This is a genomic window from Streptomyces sp. IBSBF 3136, assembly GCF_036815105.1.
GTDB lineage: Bacteria > Actinomycetota > Actinomycetes > Streptomycetales > Streptomycetaceae > Streptomyces.
The window spans coordinates 1-16,866 of the sequence record NZ_JAJSZC010000176.1 but is presented as its reverse complement, the minus strand read 5'-3'; the positions used below and the strand labels follow the sequence as shown (position 1 = coordinate 16,866).

The window sequence follows — 16,866 nt, the reverse complement described above, 5'->3', positions numbered from 1 at the left end:
CGGGGGCGGTGCGCGGCGGCGCCCCGGTGTCCGCGGTGTCCCGGGTGTCCCCGATGTCTCCGGTGTCCCCAGTGTTCGCGGTGCGAGCGAGTGCGACGGAGGTGCGGCGCAGGCCCGCCGCCGTCGCCGGGCCGGTGATCAGCACCGTGCAGGCGAGGTTGGCCCACACCCAGTAGCCGTAGGGCCGGCGGCCGCCGACTCCCTGGAAGTAGCGGGTCACCAGCAGGTGGTAGGCCGTCCACCAGTCGAACCCGGCGAGCGTGAACGCCAGCGGTACGACGGCCAGTCCGACGAGCAGGGCCACGAGCAGCAGCGGGCGGGCCCGGACCCCGCCCCGGCCGAGCAGCAGGACCGCGAGCACCGGCAGTGCCACGAGCGTCAGGCCGTAGGACAGGTAGCAGGTCAGCCCGAGGAGCACCCCGGAGGCCGCCGCCAGGGACGGGGACCGGCGGGTGACCGCGAGCGCGAGCAGGGCCACCGCCCAGGCGGCGACCGCGGCGAACCAGCCGTCGGCGGAGACGCCGAACCAGACGGCGGCCGGGGTGAGCACCAGGAACGGGGCGGCCCTGCGGGCCAGGGCCTCGTCCGCCAGGGCCCGCACGGCGACCAGGACGGCCACGCAGGCCGTCGCACCGGTGAGCACGCACCACATCCCGGCCCAGCCGCCGCCGCGCAGCCCGAGGTGGTCGAGCAGGACGAAGGTGAGGGTGGCAGCCGGCGGGTGTCCTGCGACATGGGCCGGCCACGGGTGCGGGGTGCCGGCGACGATGTGGTGGGTGAAGTCGCGCAGGGCCGCCGGGACGTCGTGGAAGCGGCCGATGACCCGGAGGTACTCCTCGCGGGTGGTGAGGCGGCCGGCGACACCCCGGTGCCAGCCGTCGACGAGGGCGAGCGAGAGGATCCAGGCCGTCGCAGCGGCCCAGGCGGCGGCGAGCAGGGCGGGCCAGGCGAGCCGGGCGGCCAGGGCGGGCCCGTACGCGACCCCGGCCGCCGCGAGCAGGACGGCGGCCGGGGTGCCGGGGCCCAGGTGCGGGTCCCATTCGGCCAGCAGCGGCGGCCAGTGCACGTAGAGGACGTGTCGGGTGTCCTGGATGCGGCGGCCGACCAGGACGGCCACCGTCACGAGCAGGGCGGCGGCGCCGACGGCGTACAGGTCACGACGCAGGGAGCGGGTCACGTCGGCACGTTAGGCCGCCCGGCTCCGCACGGTCCGCCGTCCGGGCCGGACGTCAGCGTTTCGTCATGGGTCGCACCCCGCCTTCCGGGCATCTCCCGGCCTACGGTCGAAGCATGCGCGACCGCCCTTCGCTTCCCACCTCGCCCAGGTTCTGGCGCAGCCCCCTGCGCGGCCCCTGGTTCACCTCGGTGCTCGGCCTCGTCCTGCTCGTCGGTGTCACGGTGCTGTTCGTGACCGGCCTGCTGTCGTACGCGGCCTACAACCCGGGTCTGTCCCCGGTGAACGACACGACCCCCGGCAAGGGCGTGCTCGGCTTCTACCTCTTCCCGTGGCCGACCGGCCCCGTATGGCTGTACCGGTTCACCCAGGGCCTGCACGTCACCCTCGGCGTCACCCTCGTCCCGGTGCTGCTGGCCAAGCTGTGGTCGGTGGTGCCGCGGCTGTTCGCGCTGCCGCCTGCCCGTTCGCTCGCGCACGCGCTGGAACGGATCTCGCTGCTGCTGCTGGTCGGGGGCGGCCTGTTCGAGTTCACCACCGGGGTGCTCAACGTCCAGCTCGAGTACGTCTTCCCCGGCTCCTTCTACCCGCTGCACTTCTACGGGGCGTGGGTGTTCTTCGCCGCCTTCCTGGCGCACGTGGCCCTCAAGGCACCGGCCGCGGTGCGCACCGTACGTCGGCGGCGGACCGGCGCGGGCGCGGCACAGGAGCAGCCGGTGCACGCGCGGGACGTGCGGGAGGAGGGCGCGCTGCGGGGAGCGGCGCGGGAGGAGGGCGTGCGGGAGGAGGGCGACCTGGTCGCGCCGCTTCCCGATCCGCCCACCGTCTCCCGGCGCGGGGCGCTGGCCCTGGTCGGCGGCGGCTCGCTGCTGCTGTTCCTGACCACGGTGGGGCAGAGCCTGGGCGGGCCCTTCCGCCGTACCGCCCTGCTCGCCCCGCACGGCGGACCCGACCCGGCCGGCGGCCCCAACGGCTTCCAGATCAACAAGACCGCCGCCTACGCCGGGATCGACCCGGCGGAGACGGGGGAGGACGCGTGGCGGCTCGTCGTCACCGGGCGCACCGGGACCGTCCGGCTCGACCGAGCCCGGCTGCTGCGCATGCCGCTGCACAGCTCCTCGCTGCCGATCGCCTGCGTGGAGGGCTGGTCCACCGCCGACCAGTGGTGGCGCGGGGTGCGGCTGCGCGACCTCGCGGCGCTCGTCGGGTACGACGGTGACCCGCCGGACGTGCTGGTGGAGTCCCTGCAACGGCACGGCGCCTTCCGCCGCGCGGCGCTGCGCGCCAACCAGGTGGCCGACGGCCGCTCCCTGCTCGCGCTGTTCGTCAACGGCGAGGAGCTGTCCCCCGACCACGGCCACCCGGCCCGGATCATCGTGCCCGCGGCACCCGGGGTGCTCAACACCAAGTGGGTGGCCCGGCTGACCTTCGGAGACCTGTGATGCCGCGCCACCTCCCCCTCGGCAGCCCGTTCCAGCTGCTGCTGCTCGGCTGCTCCTTCGCGCTCGCCGGGTACGCCGCCGTACGGCTCCTGGCCGGTGACTGGTTCGCGGTGGCGCTGTGGATCGTGGGCGCCGCCCTGCTGCACGACCTCGTCCTGCTGCCGCTGTACGTGATGCTGGACCGGGCGGTGGTGCGTGGCCTCGACACGGCCGGGCGGCGGGCGTGGCTGGCGTACGTGCGGGTGCCGGCCGTGCTGTCGGGGCTGCTCCTGCTCGTGTGGTCCCCCCTGGTCCTGGACCTGGCGGGCCGGCGTTACCGCTCGGCCACCGGCCAGTCGGCCGACGTGTTCCTCGGGCGCTGGCTGCTGATCACCGCGGTGCTCTTCGGCGGCTCGGCGCTGCTGCTCGCGGTGCGGGTGCGCAGGGCGGCGAAGCGGCGGCCGCCGGCCGTCCACTGAGCGACCGCCCGCCACCTCGGGCGGTCCGCGTGACGCAGCAGCGCGGGGGTGCCGACCCGCGCCCAGGGGAACGGGTCGCCGACCGGCTCCCGGCCGGGGGTGACCACCCGCACCTCGGTCCGCTCCTCGAGGTCCAGCGGCGCCGTCTCGGCGATCAGCAGACCGCCGGGCGCGAGCAGCCGGGCCATCCGGCGCAGCAGGGCGGGCACGTCGCCGCCGATGCCGACGTTGCCGTCCATGAGCAGCACGGTGCCCCAGCGCCCCTCGCCGGGCAGCGGCTCGAAGACGGAGCGGCGCAGCGCCTGGCCGCCGACGGTCACGGTCCGGGCGACGGCGGCCTCGCTGACGTCCACGCCGAGGACGGTACGGCCCCGGGCGGCGAGTTCCGCCACCAGCCGGCCCGGCCCGCAGCCGACGTCCAGGACGGCGCCCTCGCAGCGGTCCAGCACCGCCCGGTCCACGGCGTCCGCACCGGCGCACCAGCGCTCCACCTCCAGCGGGAGCAGCCATCCGTCGGCGCGTTGCAGGAACAGCGGGCCCCGGCCGGTGCGCAGGGCCGTGGCGTACGGGTCGGAGGCGGCCCAGGCGGGTGCGGCCGGGACCGCGGAGGCGCTCACCGGCCGGCCGCGCAGCCGGCCAGCCGGGCGGCGAAGGCACCGTGCGGGGCGAGCGCGGCGACCGCCCGGGCGTCGGCGGCGGTGTCGACGTCCCGCAGCCGGGGCAGGTCCCGTACCCGCAGCCCCGCGGCCACAAGCCGCTCCCGCTGCACGGCACCGGTCACCGGCGTCGACATCGGCACGCCCCGCAGCAGACCGGGTTCGGGGCGGGCCAGGCCCAGCGCCCAGAAGCCGCCGTCCTCGGCCGGGCCGAACAGGGCGTCGCAGTCCGCGAAGTCCACGGTGAGCAGGTCAGGGGTGATCTGCGGGGTGTCCATGCCGATGAGCAGGGCGGGCCCCGAGCAACGGGCGAAGGCGTCGGCGAGCCGGGCGTCGAGGCCGCCCGCGCACTGCGGTACGACGTCGAAGCCGGGCGGCAGCCACCGGCCCGGACGGCCGTCCAGCACCAGCAGCCTGCGCGCGGCCGGGGCCGCGGCGACCGCCCGCAGGGTGTCGGCGAGCGCGGCCTCGGCCAGAGCGGCGGCCTGCTCCGGGCTGAAGGGCGGCGTGAGCCGCGTCTTGACCCGCCCGGGCCGGGGTTCCTTGGCGATGACGAGAAGAGTGATCATGTAAGCCTTCCTGGGCCGGCGCCCGGGGCTGTGCGGCGATGGAAACGCATGCGGAGTGGGCGCGCGATACGGCCGACGGCGCCGCCACCCCCTGGGCGCGGGGAACCGCGTGACCGGCCCCCACCGCCCCGCGGCCGAGGAGCGACCCGCGGCCGGGTACGACAGCGGGCGGCTAGGCACGGCCGACGGGCGGCTCGTTCAGCACCGCGCTCATGTCCCGCACCGCCTGCCAGGTCCCCCGCCACGTGCCGGTGACCTTCGAGGCGCCCGTGCGGGGCAGGTAGGGCACGTCGTGCTCGGTGACGCGCCAGCCCGCGTCGGCCGCGCGGACCACCATCTGCAAGGGATAGCCGCTGCGCCGGTCGGTCAGGCCGAGGGCGAGCAGCGGCTCGCGTCGGGCGGCGCGCAGCGGGCCGAGGTCGTGCAGGCGCAGCCCGGTGCGGCGGCGCAGCAGCCGGGTGAGCGCGAGGTTGCCGGCGCGGGCGTGCGCCGGCCAGGCGCCCCGGGTCCGCGGCCGGCGCCTGCCGAGCACCAGGTCGGCCCGGCCGGCGCGGACCTCGTCGACGAAGGGGACCAGACGGCCGGGGTCGAGGGAGGCGTCGCAGTCGCAGAAGCACACCACGTCGGCGGTGGCGGCCAGCAGCCCGGCGTGGCAGGCGGCGCCGAACCCGCGCCGCTCCTCGCGCACGACGGTCGCGCCGAGGGAACGCGCGAGGTCGGCGGAGCCGTCCGTGGAGCCGTTGTCGACGACGAGGGCGCGCCAGCCGGCCGGGACACGGGCGAGGACCCAGGGCAGGGCACCGGCCTCGTTCAGACAGGGCAGCACGACGTCCACGCCGGGCGGGGGTGTTGAGGTGGTCACGGCGTTCACCCTACGAACCGGAATCGTGACAAAGCGGTCTTCCGCTGCTTACGAAACGCGGACGTCGGGCAGGGGGGCCGGGCACCGGCGGCGGCGTGGTGCCAGGGTGGAGCACATGCAGCAGCCGTACGCATCCCCGCACGCCGGACCGGAGCCCGGGCCGCGGCCGGGCGGACGGGGCCGGGTCCTCGTCGTGGACGACGACCCGACCGTCGCCGAGGTCGTCGCCGGGTACCTGGACCGCGCCGGATACGCCGTGGACCGCGCCGCCGACGGCCCGGCCGCCCTGGAGCGCGCCGCGGCGCACCGGCCCGACCTGGTGGTGCTCGACCTGATGCTGCCCGGGATGGACGGCCTCGAGGTGTGCCGGCGGCTGCGCGCGCACGGGCCGGTGCCGGTCGTCATGCTCACCGCCCGCGGCGACGAGGAGGACCGCATCCTCGGCCTGGAGGTCGGCGCCGACGACTACGTCACCAAGCCGTTCAGCCCGCGCGAACTGGTGCTGCGGGTGGACTCGGTGCTGCGCCGGGCCCGGCCGGCCGCGCCGCACGGCCGGCACGGCCCGTTCGGCGCCGCCGGTCTGGCCGTCGACCCGGCCGCCCGGCGCGCCACCAAGAACGGCACCGAACTGGCCCTCACCCTGCGTGAGTTCGACCTGCTCGCCTTCCTGCTGCGCAACCCGGGGCGGGCGTTCGCCCGGGAGGAGCTGATGCGGGAGGTGTGGGGCTGGGACTTCGGCGACCTGTCGACCGTCACCGTCCATGTGCGCAGGCTGCGCGGCAAGGTCGAGGACGACCCCGCGCGGCCCCGGCTCATCCAGACCGTCTGGGGTGTCGGCTACCGCTTCGACACCACCGGCAAGGAGGCGGACTGACGTGCGCGACACCCTGCTGATCGCCCTCTACGCCTTCCTCGGCGCCGCCGCCACCGGCGTCGCCGGAGCGGCCGTGCTGCGTCTGATCCGCCGGCGCTCCCTCACCCTGTCCCTCGCGGTGGTGGCCGCCGTCGGGGTGGTCGCCATGCTCGCCGGGACGATGGCCGTGGCCCGGGCGATGTTCCTGTCCTCGCACGACCTGCGGGTGGTCACCACCGTCGTCGCCATGGCGGCCGTCGTCTCGCTGGTCACCGCGCTGCTGCTGGGCCGCTGGGTCGTCGCCCGCAGCCGGGAACTCGCCGAAGCGGCCCGCGTCTTCGGTGACGACGGCGCCTTCGCCGCGCCCGCCGCACCGGCCACCGCCGAACTGGACGCGCTCGGCCGCGAGCTGGCCGCCACCAGCGCCAGACTCGCCGCGTCCCGGGAACGCGAGCGGGCCCTGGAGACCTCGCGCCGGGAACTCGTCGCCTGGATCTCGCACGACCTGCGCACCCCGCTGGCCGGGCTGCGCGCCATGTCGGAGGCGCTGGAGGACGGGGTGGCCGCCGACCCCGACCGTTACCTCAAGCAGATCCGCACCGAGGTGGAACGCCTCGACGCCATGGTCGGCGACCTCTTCGAGCTCTCCCGCATCCACGCCGGCACCCTGCCCCTGAGCCCGGTCCGGGTCTCGCTGTACGACCTGGTCGGCGACGCCCTCGCGGGGGTGGGCCCGCTCGCCCGCGAGCACGGCGTCCGGCTGGTCGGCGACGGGGTGCAGCCGGTGCCGGTGGAGGTCGACGGCAAGGAGATGAGCCGGGTCCTGGCCAACCTGCTGGTGAACGCCATCCGGCGCACGCCCGCGGACGGCACGGTGGCGGTCGCCGCCGAGCGGGCGCCCGACGGCGTGGTGCTCTCGGTGACGGACGGCTGCGGCGGCATCCCCGAGGAGGACCTGCCCCGCGTCTTCGACACCGGCTGGCGCGGCACCGACGCGCGCACCCCGCCCGCCGGGGCGGGCCTGGGGCTGGCGATCGTCCGGGGCATCGTCGAGGCGCACCGGGGCCGGGCGGCCGTGCGGAACATCCCGGGCGGCTGCCGCTTCGAGGTGACCCTGCCGGCGGCGGAGGCGTAGGCGTCAGCCCGCCGGAAACTAATGCTCGGCGGGGTCCGGTCCGCTCGCGGTGCCGTGGACGACGGCGACCCGGCCGACCCGGTCCTCGCCGCCGACGGTGCCGGGGGCGGGGCGTGCGCTCAGGAGATCTACGACAAGGGGGCGGGTTTGTAGGGGAGTTCGCTGGCTCCCCGGTGCTTGCGGTGCTCCCGGTCCGGCTCACCGGGCCCGCGCGAACTCCCGCATGCCCTCCGCGAAGCCGATCTCCGGCTTCCAGCCCAGCTCCGCGCGCAGGCGGGAGGAGTCCGCCGTGATGTGCCGTACGTCGCCCAGCCGGTACTCGCCGGTGACCACCGGCTCCGGGCCGCCGTGGGCGGCGGCCAGGGCACGGGCCAGGTCGCCGACCGTGTGCGGCTCCCCGCTGCCGGTGTTGTAGGCACGGAGCGTGCCGGGACGTGAACCGGCCTCCAGCGCGGTGACGTTGGCGGCGGCCACGTCCCGTACGTGCACGAAGTCCCGCCGCTGCCGGCCGTCCTCGAACACCCGGGGCGCCTCCCCGCGGACGAGGGCCGAGCGGAAGAAGGAGGCGACCCCGGCGTACGGGGTGTCCCGGGGCATCCGGGGGCCGTACACGTTGTGGTAGCGCAACGAGACCGCCGAACCGTCCGTGGCGCGGGCCCAGGACGCCGCCAGGTGCTCCTGGGCGAGCTTGGTCGCCGCGTACACGTTGCGCGGGTCGGCCGGGGCGTCCTCGGTGACGAGGCCGGGGGACAGCGGCGCCCCGCAGGAGGGGCAGCCCGGTTCGAAGCGGCCCGCCGCCAGGTCGGCGGCGGCGCGCGGCCCGGGGCGTACGACGCCGTGCGCGGGACACTCGTACCGGCCCTCCCCGTACACGACCATCGACCCGGCCAGCACCAGCCGCCGTACGCCCGCCCCGGCCATCGCGGCCAGCAGCACGGCGGTGCCCAGGTCGTTGCGGGAGACGTACGCGGCCGCGTCCGCGACGCCGTCCCCGAGGCCCACCATGGCCGCCTGGTGGCAGACCGCGTCCACGCCCGCCAGCGCGGCGGCGACGGCCGCCGGGTCCCGTACGTCGGCGGCGGGATCGTCCCGGACGTCGAAGACGACCGGCTCGTGCCCGGACGCCCGCAGTGCGTCCGCGACATGGGACCCGATGAACCCGGCACCGCCGGTGACCAGTACGCGCATACGCCCACGCTAGGCGCGCGGCGGGCCCGCGCCGGGTCACGCCGGGCGGTGCGTCACCGCTCCGTAAGGACTTCCCCTCACAGGGGCTGGGCGGGCCAGTCCAGCAGCCGGGCGCCGATCACCGCCGTCTGCAGCGTGTACCGGTGCGCCGGGTCGGACGGGTCGGCGCCGGTCAGCTTGTGGATGCGTTCCAGGCGGTAGGTCAGGGCGCGCACGCTGAGCGCGAGCCGGCGGGCGGCCTCGGCGGCCACGCAGCCGGAGTCGAAGTAGGCGGTGAGCGTGTCCAGCAGCGGCCGCGCGCCGCCGCGGGCCGCGGTGAGCGGGCCGAGCGTGTGCGAGACCAGGTCGGTCAGGGCCTGCCGGTCGCGGGCGAGCACCGGGTACACGAGCAGGTCGGCCGCGCGCAGCAGCGGCTGGTCCAGGTCGAGCCGCTCGGCCATCTCCAGCGCGGCGAGGGCCTCCTCGTACGACTGCACGACCCCGCCGGGGCCCGGCCGCGGCCGGCCCACCGCGACCCGGCAGCCCTCGCCGGCCGCGTACGCCTGCCGGGCGAAGTGGGTGACCACCTCGTCCTCCTCGCCGGGAGCGACGCACAGCAAACGGCCGTTCTTGGTGGTGAGCAGGATGCTGCGGGCGTCGAAGCGGGCGAGGACCGCCCGTTCCACCAGCCGGGTCACCGGATCGCCCTCGACGTACGGGACCGGGCCCTGGGCGACGGCGACCGCGTGCGCCCGGGACAGCCGCAGGCCGAACCGCTCGGCGCGCTCGGCGAGCCGGCCCAGGTCGCTGCGGCCGTAGAGCAGGTCGTCGATGAACTCGCGGCGCGCGGCCTCCTCCCGGCGCATGGCGAGCCGCTGGGCGCGCTCGTAGCCCTCGGCGAACGCGTCGATCGCCTGCTGCACGGCGGCCAGCGTGCTGTCGGCCGAGCCGGCGGAGCCGGGCCAGGCGGCGCGGGCGGCGGCCAGGTGGGCGACGACCAGCGCGCGCAGTCCGTGCCCGGCGTCGGCGGCCTGCTCGCCCAGGGCGCGGCGGGCCGCCAGCTCCTCCCGGCTCAGCCGCCGGCCGGTGGCCGCCACCTGCGCCAGGGCGCCGGCGTACCCCTCCAGGTAGTGCTCCGGTATCCCCTGCTCCGACACGCCGTCCCCCGATTCCCGTGTTCCTGACGGGACGCTGACGGTTCCCTGGCGCCCGTCCGGCACCGAGACCCTAGTGAACGCTGCCGGAAACCGGCAATGCGCGGGCGCGCTCCGCTCGTGCACCATCGCCCGAGGGGAGCACCACGGATGGCTCCGGTGCCGCGCACCGGCAGGCGTCGCGCACCGGAGCCGGAGGCTCTTCCGCCTTCGTCGCCCGACGCCCAAGGACGTATGCCATGGAAGCCCTCGGCGTGCTCGTCGCCGCCTGTCTCGTCGTCGTAGTGCTCGCGCTGCTGGCCTTCTCCCGTCTGTACCGCAAGGTGGACCAGGGCCGGGCGCTGATCGTGTCCAGGACCCGCAGGGTCGACGTGTCGTTCACCGGCCAGGTCGTGCTGCCGGTGCTGCACCGGGCCGAGGTCATGGACATCTCGGTGAAGACCATCGAGATCAGCCGCTCCGGCCGGGACGGGCTGATCTGCCGCGACAACATCCGCGCCGACATCCGCATCTCGTTCTTCGTGAAGGTCAACAAGACCGTCGAGGACGTCATCAGGGTCGCCCAGTCCGTCGGCACCGAGCGCGCCAGTCACCAGGACACGCTGCAGACGCTGTTCCACGCCAAGTTCTCCGAGGCGCTGAAGACCGTCGGCAAGCAGATGGACTTCACCGACCTGTACACCAAGCGCGAGGAACTCCGCTATCACATCATCGAGTTGATCGGTGTCGACCTCAACGGCTACCACCTCGAGGACGCGGCGATCGACTACCTGGAGCAGACCCCGCTCGCCCAGCTCGACCCGGCCAACGTCCTCGACGCCCAGGGCATCCGCAAGATCACCGAGCTGACGGCGATCGAGCACGTGCGCACCAACGAGGCCCGGCGCACGGAGGAAAAGGAGATCACCCGCCAGGACGTCGACGCCCGGGAGGCCATCCTGGAGCTGGAACGCCGGCAGGCCGACGCCGAGATCAAGCAGCGGCGGGAGATCGACACCTCCCGGGCCCGCGAGGAGGCCGAGACCGCCCGCGTGGTGGAGGAGGAGCGGCTGCGCGCCCAGGGCGCCTTCCTGCGCACCGAGGAGCAACTCGGCGTGCAGCGCGAGAACCAGGCGCGCGAGGTCGCGGTCGCCGCGAAGAACCGCGAGCGGGTCATCGCCGTGGAGAACGAGCGCATCGAGAAGGACCGCATGCTGGAGGTCATCGCCCGGGAACGGGAGACCCAGCTGACGCGGATCGCCGCGGAGAAGGAGGTCGAGGCGGAGAAGCGGGACATCGCCGAGGTCATCCGGGAGCGGGTCGCGGTGGACCGCACGGTCGCCGAGCAGGAGGAGTCCATCAAGAAGCTGCGCGCGGTCGAGCAGGCCGAGCGCGACCGGCAGGCCATCGTGATCGCAGCCGAGGCGGAGGCGCAGGAGAAGCTGGTCAAGGACATCAAGGCGGCCGAGGCCGCCGAGCAGGCCGCCACCCACCGCGCCGCGGAGGAACTCACCCTCGCCGAGGCCCGGCTGAAGACGGCCGACCTCGACGCGCGGGCCAAGCTGCGGCTCGCCGAGGGCGTGCAGGCGGAGGCCGCCGCCGAGGGCCTGGCCGCGCTCCAGGTCCGCGACAAGGAGGCCGAGGTCACCGTGAAGGCCGGCCGGGCCGAGGCCGAGGCCACCGGGGCCCGGCTGCGCGCGGAGGCCGAGGGCGGCCAGGCCAAGGCGCTCGCCGAGGCCGAGGGCGCCCGCGCGAAGGCGCTCGCGGAGGCCGCCGGCATCGGCGAGAAGCTGAAGGCCGAGGCCGCGGGCCTGACCGACAAGGCCGCCGCCATGGCCGCCCTGGACGAGGCGTCCCGGGGCCACGAGGAGTACCGGCTGCGGCTGCAGGCGGAGAAGGAGATCCGGCTGGCCGGCCTGGAGACCCAGCGGCAGGTCGCCGAGGCGCAGGCCACGGTCCTCGCGACCGGCCTGGAGAACGCCGACATCGACATCGTCGGCGGGGAGTCCGTCTTCTTCGACCGGCTGGTGTCGGCGGTCTCGCTCGGCAAGGGCGTCGACGGCTTCGTCGACAACTCCCGTACGGCGCAGGCGCTCGCGGGGCCCTGGCTGGACGGTTCGGGCAGCTTCACCGACGACCTGGGCCGGATGCTCGGCTCGCTCGGCGCGGCCGACGTGCAGCACCTGACGGTCTCGGCGCTGCTGATGAAGCTGATGAAGTCCGGCGGCCCGGAGGCCGGGCAGTTCCGCCGGCTCCTCGACCGGGCCGGCGAGCTGGGGCTCGCCGACACCCCCGTGACGGCGCTGAACGGCACCGCCCGCCTGTGACGGCCGGGGCCGGGCCCCGTACGGGGGTCGGCGGCCCGGCCCCGCCCGTCGCACGGAACCGCCCGGCGGCGCACGGAAGTTCACCGTCCCGCACGCCCTCGAAGGGAAACGTCCTCCATGGCAACCGCCCCGGAGACGGGTACGTACGACACCGTCGACGCCGGCACCTACGAGGTGCTGCGTGACCGGCTGGCCGCCCAGGCCGCCGACCTCGCCCGGCGCGCCGAGGCCCTCAACGGGCGCCGCGCCGAGGAGTTCGGCTCCGCCGCGTTCGCCCTGCGGGCCACCGGGCGGCTGAGCACGGGCCACGCGTGCGTGCCCCGCGACGTCGTCGCCGTCGGGGACGTGCTGCTGTTCGGCGGCACCGGCCGGCAGACCGAGGACACGGCGGTCGGGGACGTCCTCGGCCTGTACGACCGGGACCTGAACCGGCTGCCCGAGGACGCCGTGCCCGGCCTGCTCGACGACCCCGCGTTCCGGCGGGAGTTCACCGCCCTGCACCGCTACTACCGGCAGGCCCGGCTGCTGCGGCTGCGCCTCCTGGACGACCGGCTGCTGGCGGTGTTCCGCACCGGCGAGAAGGCCGACGACGTCCGCGCGCTGCGCTGGGACCTGACCGCCGGCGGCGGTGCCCGGTTCCTGGACGCGCGCGGAGACCGCGACGACACCGCCCCGCCCGCGCACGACTTCGACTGGACCGCCACCACCCGCGAGGACCACGTCCTCGGCCGCGACCCGTACGTGTCGGTGCCGGGCGGGGTGGGCGTGGGGACCGTCGGCGGCCGGCTCACCGTGCGCGGACCCGAGGGCGAGGAGCTGTACGCCGAGCCGGTCGAGGAACCGCTGCAGGCCCTCGCCGACGCCGCCGTCGCGCACGCGCGCGTGGGGCCGCTCGTCCTGCTGCGGGTGCGGCCGTACAAGGAGGACGCCGACCGGTACCTGGTGTTCGACACGCTGACCCGGTCGGTGCTCCGGCTCGACGGCCTCGGGCAGGCGTGCCGCCGGCTGCCCGAGGACCAGGGCATCGTCTTCCCGGGCGGCTACTGCCTGGCCGGCGGCGCCCACAAGGCGTACGACCTCGACACGGGCGGCCTCGAACCGGAACGGGAGGTGCGCTCGCCCAACGGCGAGGACGTGCTGTACGCGTTCCGCTCCCGGGCCGGGGGCCACACCCTGCTGCTGTCGTACAACACGCTCCGCAAGGAGGTCGCGGGCCCGCTGCCCTGCCGGGGCTGGGCCCTCTTCGAGGACGGCGCCCTGGCCGTGCTGCGCGCGGACGGCGACGAGCCCGCGCACGGGCACACCCTGCAGTGGTGGACCTCGCCGTACGTCTCCGACACCCAGGCCGCCGCCCTGCGCACCGGCACCGGGGCCCTGGCCCGGGTCGGCAACGCCGACCTCGTGCGCGGCCTCGCCGACTGCCTCTCCGTCGCCCGGCTCGTCGCCGACGGCATCACGACCGGCGAGGGCTACCGGGCGCTGGCCGCCGCCTGCGTGCGCGCCGCCGACACCCACCACTGGCTGGCCGAACCCGAACTCGGCGACCTCAGGCACCCGTTGGAGGCCGTGCGGGAGACGGCCGAGCAGGTGCTCGGCGAGTTCGAGACCGTACGGGAGCTGACCCGGCAGGCCGCCGCCGCGCTGGAGGAGGCCGCGGACCGGATCGCCGCCGTGGTCCGCAGGCTGCGCGGCGAGGCCCCCCGGGACGCCGCGGCCTGGGTGCGCGGACTCACCGAACTCCGGCACGCACACGGCCATCTGCTCACCCTCAGGGAGCTGCGCCACGTCGACACCGCGCGCGTCGACGAACTGGCCGCCGGGGCGGAGGCCGACCTGGCGTCCTTCGGGCGGCGGGCGGTGTCCTTCCTGGCCCGCGAGGACGCCTTCACGGCGCAGCACGCGGACGTCGAACAGCTCGTGGAACAGGCCGGCTCGATCCCGACCGCGGCCGCGGCCGGCCCCGTCAGCGCGCGCCTGGACGACCTGGCCGACGGGCTGCGCACGGTCACCGAGGTCGTCACCGGCCTCGACATCGCCGACGCCACCGTCCGCACCGGCGTCCTGGAGCGGATCGCCGAGGTCCTCGGCGGCGTCAACCGGGCCCGCGCCACCCTCGACGCCCGCCGCCGCGCCCTGCTCGACCACGAGGGCCGCGCCGAGTTCGCCGCCGAGACCGCCCTGCTGGCCCAGGCGGTCACCGCGGCGCTCGCCGCCGCCGACAGCCCCGAGAGCTGCGACGACCAGCTCGCCCTGCTGCTCGGCCGCCTGGAGGACCTGGAGGCCAGGTTCGCCGAGTTCGACGACTTCCTCACCGAGGTCGCCGGCACCCGCACCGAGGTCTACGAGGCCTTCGCCGCCCGCAAGCAGTCGCTCGCCGACACCCGCGCCCACCGCGCCGAGCAACTGGCCGGTTCCGCCGCCCGGGTGCTGGAGACCGTGGCCCGCCGCGCGGCCACGCTCGCCGACACCGACGCGATCACCACCTACTTCGCGTCCGACCCGATGGTCGCCAAGGTCCGCCGCACCGCCGCGGACCTGCGGGCCCTCGGCGACAGCGTGCGCGCCGAGGAACTCGACGGCCGGCTCAAGGCCGCCCGCCAGGAGGCCACCCGCGCCCTGCGCGACCGGGCCGACCTGTACGCCGACGACGGCCGCACCCTGCTCCTCGGCGGCCACCGCTTCGCCGTCAACACCCAGCCCCTCGACCTCACCCTGGTGCCGCACGGCGACGGCCTCGCCTTCGCGGTCACCGGCACCGACTACCGCCGGCCGGTGACCGACCCCGGCTTCGCCGGCACCCGCCCGTTCTGGGACCGCCGGCTGCCGTCCGAGTCGCCGGAGGTCTACCGCGCCGAGCACCTCGCCGCCCGGCTGCTGGCCGAGCACGGCGCGGCCGCCCTCTCCGCCGCCGACCTGCCCGCCCTGGTCCGTCGGGCGGCGCAGGCGGCGTACGACGAGGGCTACGAGCGCGGGGTCCACGACCACGACGCCACCGCGATCCTGACCGCGCTGCTCCCGCTCCACGAGGGCGCCGGCACCCTGCGCCACGAGCCCGCCGCCCGCGCCGCGGCCCAGCTGTTCTGGGCCCACGGCACCGATCCGGGGGCCCGCGTGGCATGGACGCGGCGCGCGGTGTCCCTCGCCCGCGCCCGGGACACCTTCGGCCCCGTCGCCGGGATCGCCGAGCTGACCGGGGAGCTGGCCGGGGCGATCGGGGCGTGGGACGGGGCCGCCGACGCCGGTCCGGCCGCCGCCTACCTCTTCGACGAGCTGACCACCGGCGACGCCTTCGTCCTCGGCGCGGCCGCCCGCACCCTGCTGGACAAGTTCCGGCACGCGGTCGGCGGCACCGCGTACGCCCGTGACCTGGTGGAGCTGACCGGACTGGGCGCCCGCCGGCAGGTGGTGGAGGCGTGGCTGACCGCGTACGCCACCGCGTCCGGCGCGGGCGCCGGACCCGGCGAACTGGCCGAGGCGGTGGCCGCCGAACTCTGCCCGGAGCTGCCCCGCTACGACGGCGACGCCCCGCTGACCGCCACCGTCGAGGGCCTGCTGGGCGACCACCCGCGAATCGGCGGCGGCCGGCTGCCGGTGCGGCTGGACGAGTTCGTGGCCCGCACGGCCCGGTTCGCCGAGCGGGAGGTGCCCGCCTTCCGCGCCTACCTGAGCCGCCGCGGCGCCCTGGTGGGGGCCGAACGCGACCGGCTCCGCCTGACCGACCACCGCCCCCGGGTCATGTCCGCCTTCGTCCGCAACCGGCTCGTCGACGAGGTCTACCTGCCGCTGGTCGGCGACAGCCTGGCCCGTCAGCTCGGCACCACCGGCGAGTCCAGGCGCACCGACACCGGCGGGCTGCTCCTGCTCGTCTCCCCGCCCGGCTACGGCAAGACCACGCTCATGGAGTACGTCGCCGACCGCCTCGGCCTGATGCTGGTCAAGGTCAGCGGCCCGGCGCTCGGCCACGCCGTCACCTCGCTCGACCCGGCCGGCGCCCCGGACGCCACCGCCCGCCGCGAGGTCGAGAAGATCAACTTCGCGCTGGCGGCAGGCAACAACACGCTGCTGTACCTGGACGACATCCAGCACACCTCGCCCGAGCTGCTGCAGAAGTTCATCCCGCTGTGCGACGCGACCCGCCGGGTCGACGGGGTGTGGGACGGCGAGCCGCGCACCTACGACCTGCGCGGCAAGCGGTTCGCGGTGTGCATGGCCGGCAACCCCTACACCGAGTCCGGCGCGCGCTTCCGGGTGCCGGACATGCTCGCCAACCGGGCGGACGTGTGGAACCTCGGCGACGTCCTCACCGGCAAGGAGGAGGTCTTCGCGCTCAGCTTCGTGGAGAACGCGCTCACCGCCAACCCGGTCCTCGCCCCCCTCGCCGGCCGCGACCGCGCGGACCTGGAGCTGCTGGTACGGCTGGCCGCCGGTGACCCCACGGCCCGCGCGGACCGACTCACGCACCCCTTGGTGCCCGCCGAACTCGACCGGGTCCTCGCGGTGCTGCGCCACCTGCTCGCCGCGCGCGACACGGTCCTCACGGTGAACGCGGCCTACATCGCCTCCGCCGCCCGCTCCGAGGAGGCCCGCACCGAACCGCCGTTCCGCCTCCAGGGCTCCTACCGGGACATGAACCGGATCGCCCAGCGGCTGCGCCCGGTCATGAACGACGCCGAGCGCGACGCGGTGATCGCCGACCACTACACGGCCGAGGCCCAGACCCTCACCAGCGGCGCCGAGGCCAACCTCCTCAAACTCGCCGAGCTGCGCGGCACCCTCACCGCCGGGCAGGCCGCCCGCTGGGCCGAGGTGAAGGCCGCCCACGTCCGCGCCCGCGCCCTCGGCGGACCCGGGGACGACCCGCTGACCCGTGCGGTCGCCGCCCTCGGCCTGCTCGCTGAGCGGGTGGCGGCGGTCGAGTCCGCCATCACCCGTGCCACCGGCTCACCCGCCCACCCTGGGGAGGACTGATGCTGTACTACCTGGCCCCACTGTCGGCCGCCTTCGCCCTGGTCACGTCGTCCACCTACGCCCTGATCCGCCGCGACCGCCGCCTGGCGGACGCCCACCTGGACCGGGGTCGGGGGCGGGGG

11 protein-coding genes are annotated in these 16,866 nt (G+C 76.0%); 5 read left to right on the top strand and 6 right to left on the bottom strand.

Annotated features, from left to right (window positions below):
- On the bottom strand, positions 1–1,177 hold a 1,177-nt coding region (locus tag V7E45_RS29665), incomplete at its 3' end, for a hypothetical protein (protein ID WP_333777280.1).
- A gap of 113 nt (positions 1,178–1,290) precedes the next feature.
- On the opposite strand from V7E45_RS29665, the gene V7E45_RS29660 reads away from it, so the two are divergent.
- Positions 1,291–2,616 (top strand): molybdopterin-dependent oxidoreductase, encoded by a 1,326-nt coding sequence (locus V7E45_RS29660; protein ID WP_333777279.1) that lies wholly within the window; start codon positions 1,291–1,293, stop codon positions 2,614–2,616.
- 313 nt (positions 2,617–2,929) lie between these two features.
- Here V7E45_RS29660 and V7E45_RS29655 read toward each other — a convergent pair whose 3' ends face one another.
- The 3 genes from V7E45_RS29655 to V7E45_RS29645 form a co-directional block, all read right to left on the bottom strand.
- Positions 2,930–3,691 (bottom strand): methyltransferase domain-containing protein, encoded by a 762-nt coding sequence (locus tag V7E45_RS29655; protein WP_333777278.1) that lies wholly within the window; start codon positions 3,689–3,691, stop codon positions 2,930–2,932.
- Positions 3,688–4,299, bottom strand: a complete 612-nt coding sequence (locus tag V7E45_RS29650; RefSeq protein WP_333777277.1) for a TIGR04282 family arsenosugar biosynthesis glycosyltransferase — start codon at positions 4,297–4,299, stop codon at positions 3,688–3,690. The genes V7E45_RS29655 and V7E45_RS29650 overlap by 4 nt, the downstream gene beginning before the upstream one ends.
- A 172-nt stretch (positions 4,300–4,471) precedes the next feature.
- The gene (locus V7E45_RS29645) at positions 4,472–5,170 is read right to left on the bottom strand and encodes a glycosyltransferase family 2 protein (RefSeq protein WP_333777276.1); all 699 of its coding nucleotides are present in this window, start codon (positions 5,168–5,170) and stop codon (positions 4,472–4,474) included.
- Positions 5,171–5,276: 106 nt separating this feature from the next.
- Here V7E45_RS29645 and V7E45_RS29640 point away from each other — a divergent pair, with 106 nt between their 5' ends.
- Positions 5,277–6,035 carry a response regulator transcription factor gene (locus tag V7E45_RS29640; protein WP_333777275.1) on the top strand — a complete coding sequence of 253 codons (759 nt, stop codon included), beginning with the start codon at positions 5,277–5,279 and terminating at the stop codon, positions 6,033–6,035.
- A gap of 1 nt (position 6,036) precedes the next feature.
- Entirely contained in the window at positions 6,037–7,149 is a 1,113-nt protein-coding gene (locus V7E45_RS29635; protein WP_333777274.1) for a sensor histidine kinase, read from the top strand.
- Positions 7,150–7,347: 198 nt separating this feature from the next.
- Here the strand turns inward: V7E45_RS29635 and V7E45_RS29630 are convergent, their stop codons facing one another.
- Complete coding sequence (locus V7E45_RS29630) at positions 7,348–8,337, bottom strand: NAD-dependent epimerase/dehydratase family protein (protein ID WP_333777273.1); 990 nt, start codon at positions 8,335–8,337, stop codon at positions 7,348–7,350.
- Positions 8,338–8,414: 77 nt separating this feature from the next.
- Positions 8,415–9,473: a PucR family transcriptional regulator gene (locus V7E45_RS29625; RefSeq protein WP_333777272.1), complete on the bottom strand. Its 1,059-nt coding sequence runs from the start codon at positions 9,471–9,473 to the stop codon at positions 8,415–8,417.
- 236 nt (positions 9,474–9,709) lie between these two features.
- Here V7E45_RS29625 and V7E45_RS29620 point away from each other — a divergent pair, with 236 nt between their 5' ends.
- Positions 9,710–11,776: a flotillin family protein gene (locus V7E45_RS29620; protein ID WP_333777271.1), complete on the top strand. Its 2,067-nt coding sequence runs from the start codon at positions 9,710–9,712 to the stop codon at positions 11,774–11,776.
- A gap of 117 nt (positions 11,777–11,893) precedes the next feature.
- Positions 11,894–16,744: a DNA repair ATPase gene (locus V7E45_RS29615; protein WP_333777270.1), complete on the top strand. Its 4,851-nt coding sequence runs from the start codon at positions 11,894–11,896 to the stop codon at positions 16,742–16,744.
- The last annotated feature ends 122 nt before the right edge of the window (positions 16,745–16,866 follow it).

What these genes read in the sequence shown, in the direction of transcription:
- V7E45_RS29630 (WP_333777273.1), bottom strand. Translation starts at nt 8,337, where the DNA reads ATGCGCGTACTGGTCACCGGCGGTGCCGGGTTCATCGGGTCCCATGTC.
- V7E45_RS29650 (WP_333777277.1), bottom strand. Translation starts at nt 4,299, where the DNA reads ATGATCACTCTTCTCGTCATCGCCAAGGAACCCCGGCCCGGGCGGGTC.
- V7E45_RS29620 (WP_333777271.1), top strand. Translation starts at nt 9,710, where the DNA reads ATGGAAGCCCTCGGCGTGCTCGTCGCCGCCTGTCTCGTCGTCGTAGTG.
- V7E45_RS29615 (WP_333777270.1), top strand. Translation starts at nt 11,894, where the DNA reads ATGGCAACCGCCCCGGAGACGGGTACGTACGACACCGTCGACGCCGGC.
- V7E45_RS29660 (WP_333777279.1), top strand. Translation starts at nt 1,291, where the DNA reads ATGCGCGACCGCCCTTCGCTTCCCACCTCGCCCAGGTTCTGGCGCAGC.
- V7E45_RS29640 (WP_333777275.1), top strand. Translation starts at nt 5,277, where the DNA reads ATGCAGCAGCCGTACGCATCCCCGCACGCCGGACCGGAGCCCGGGCCG.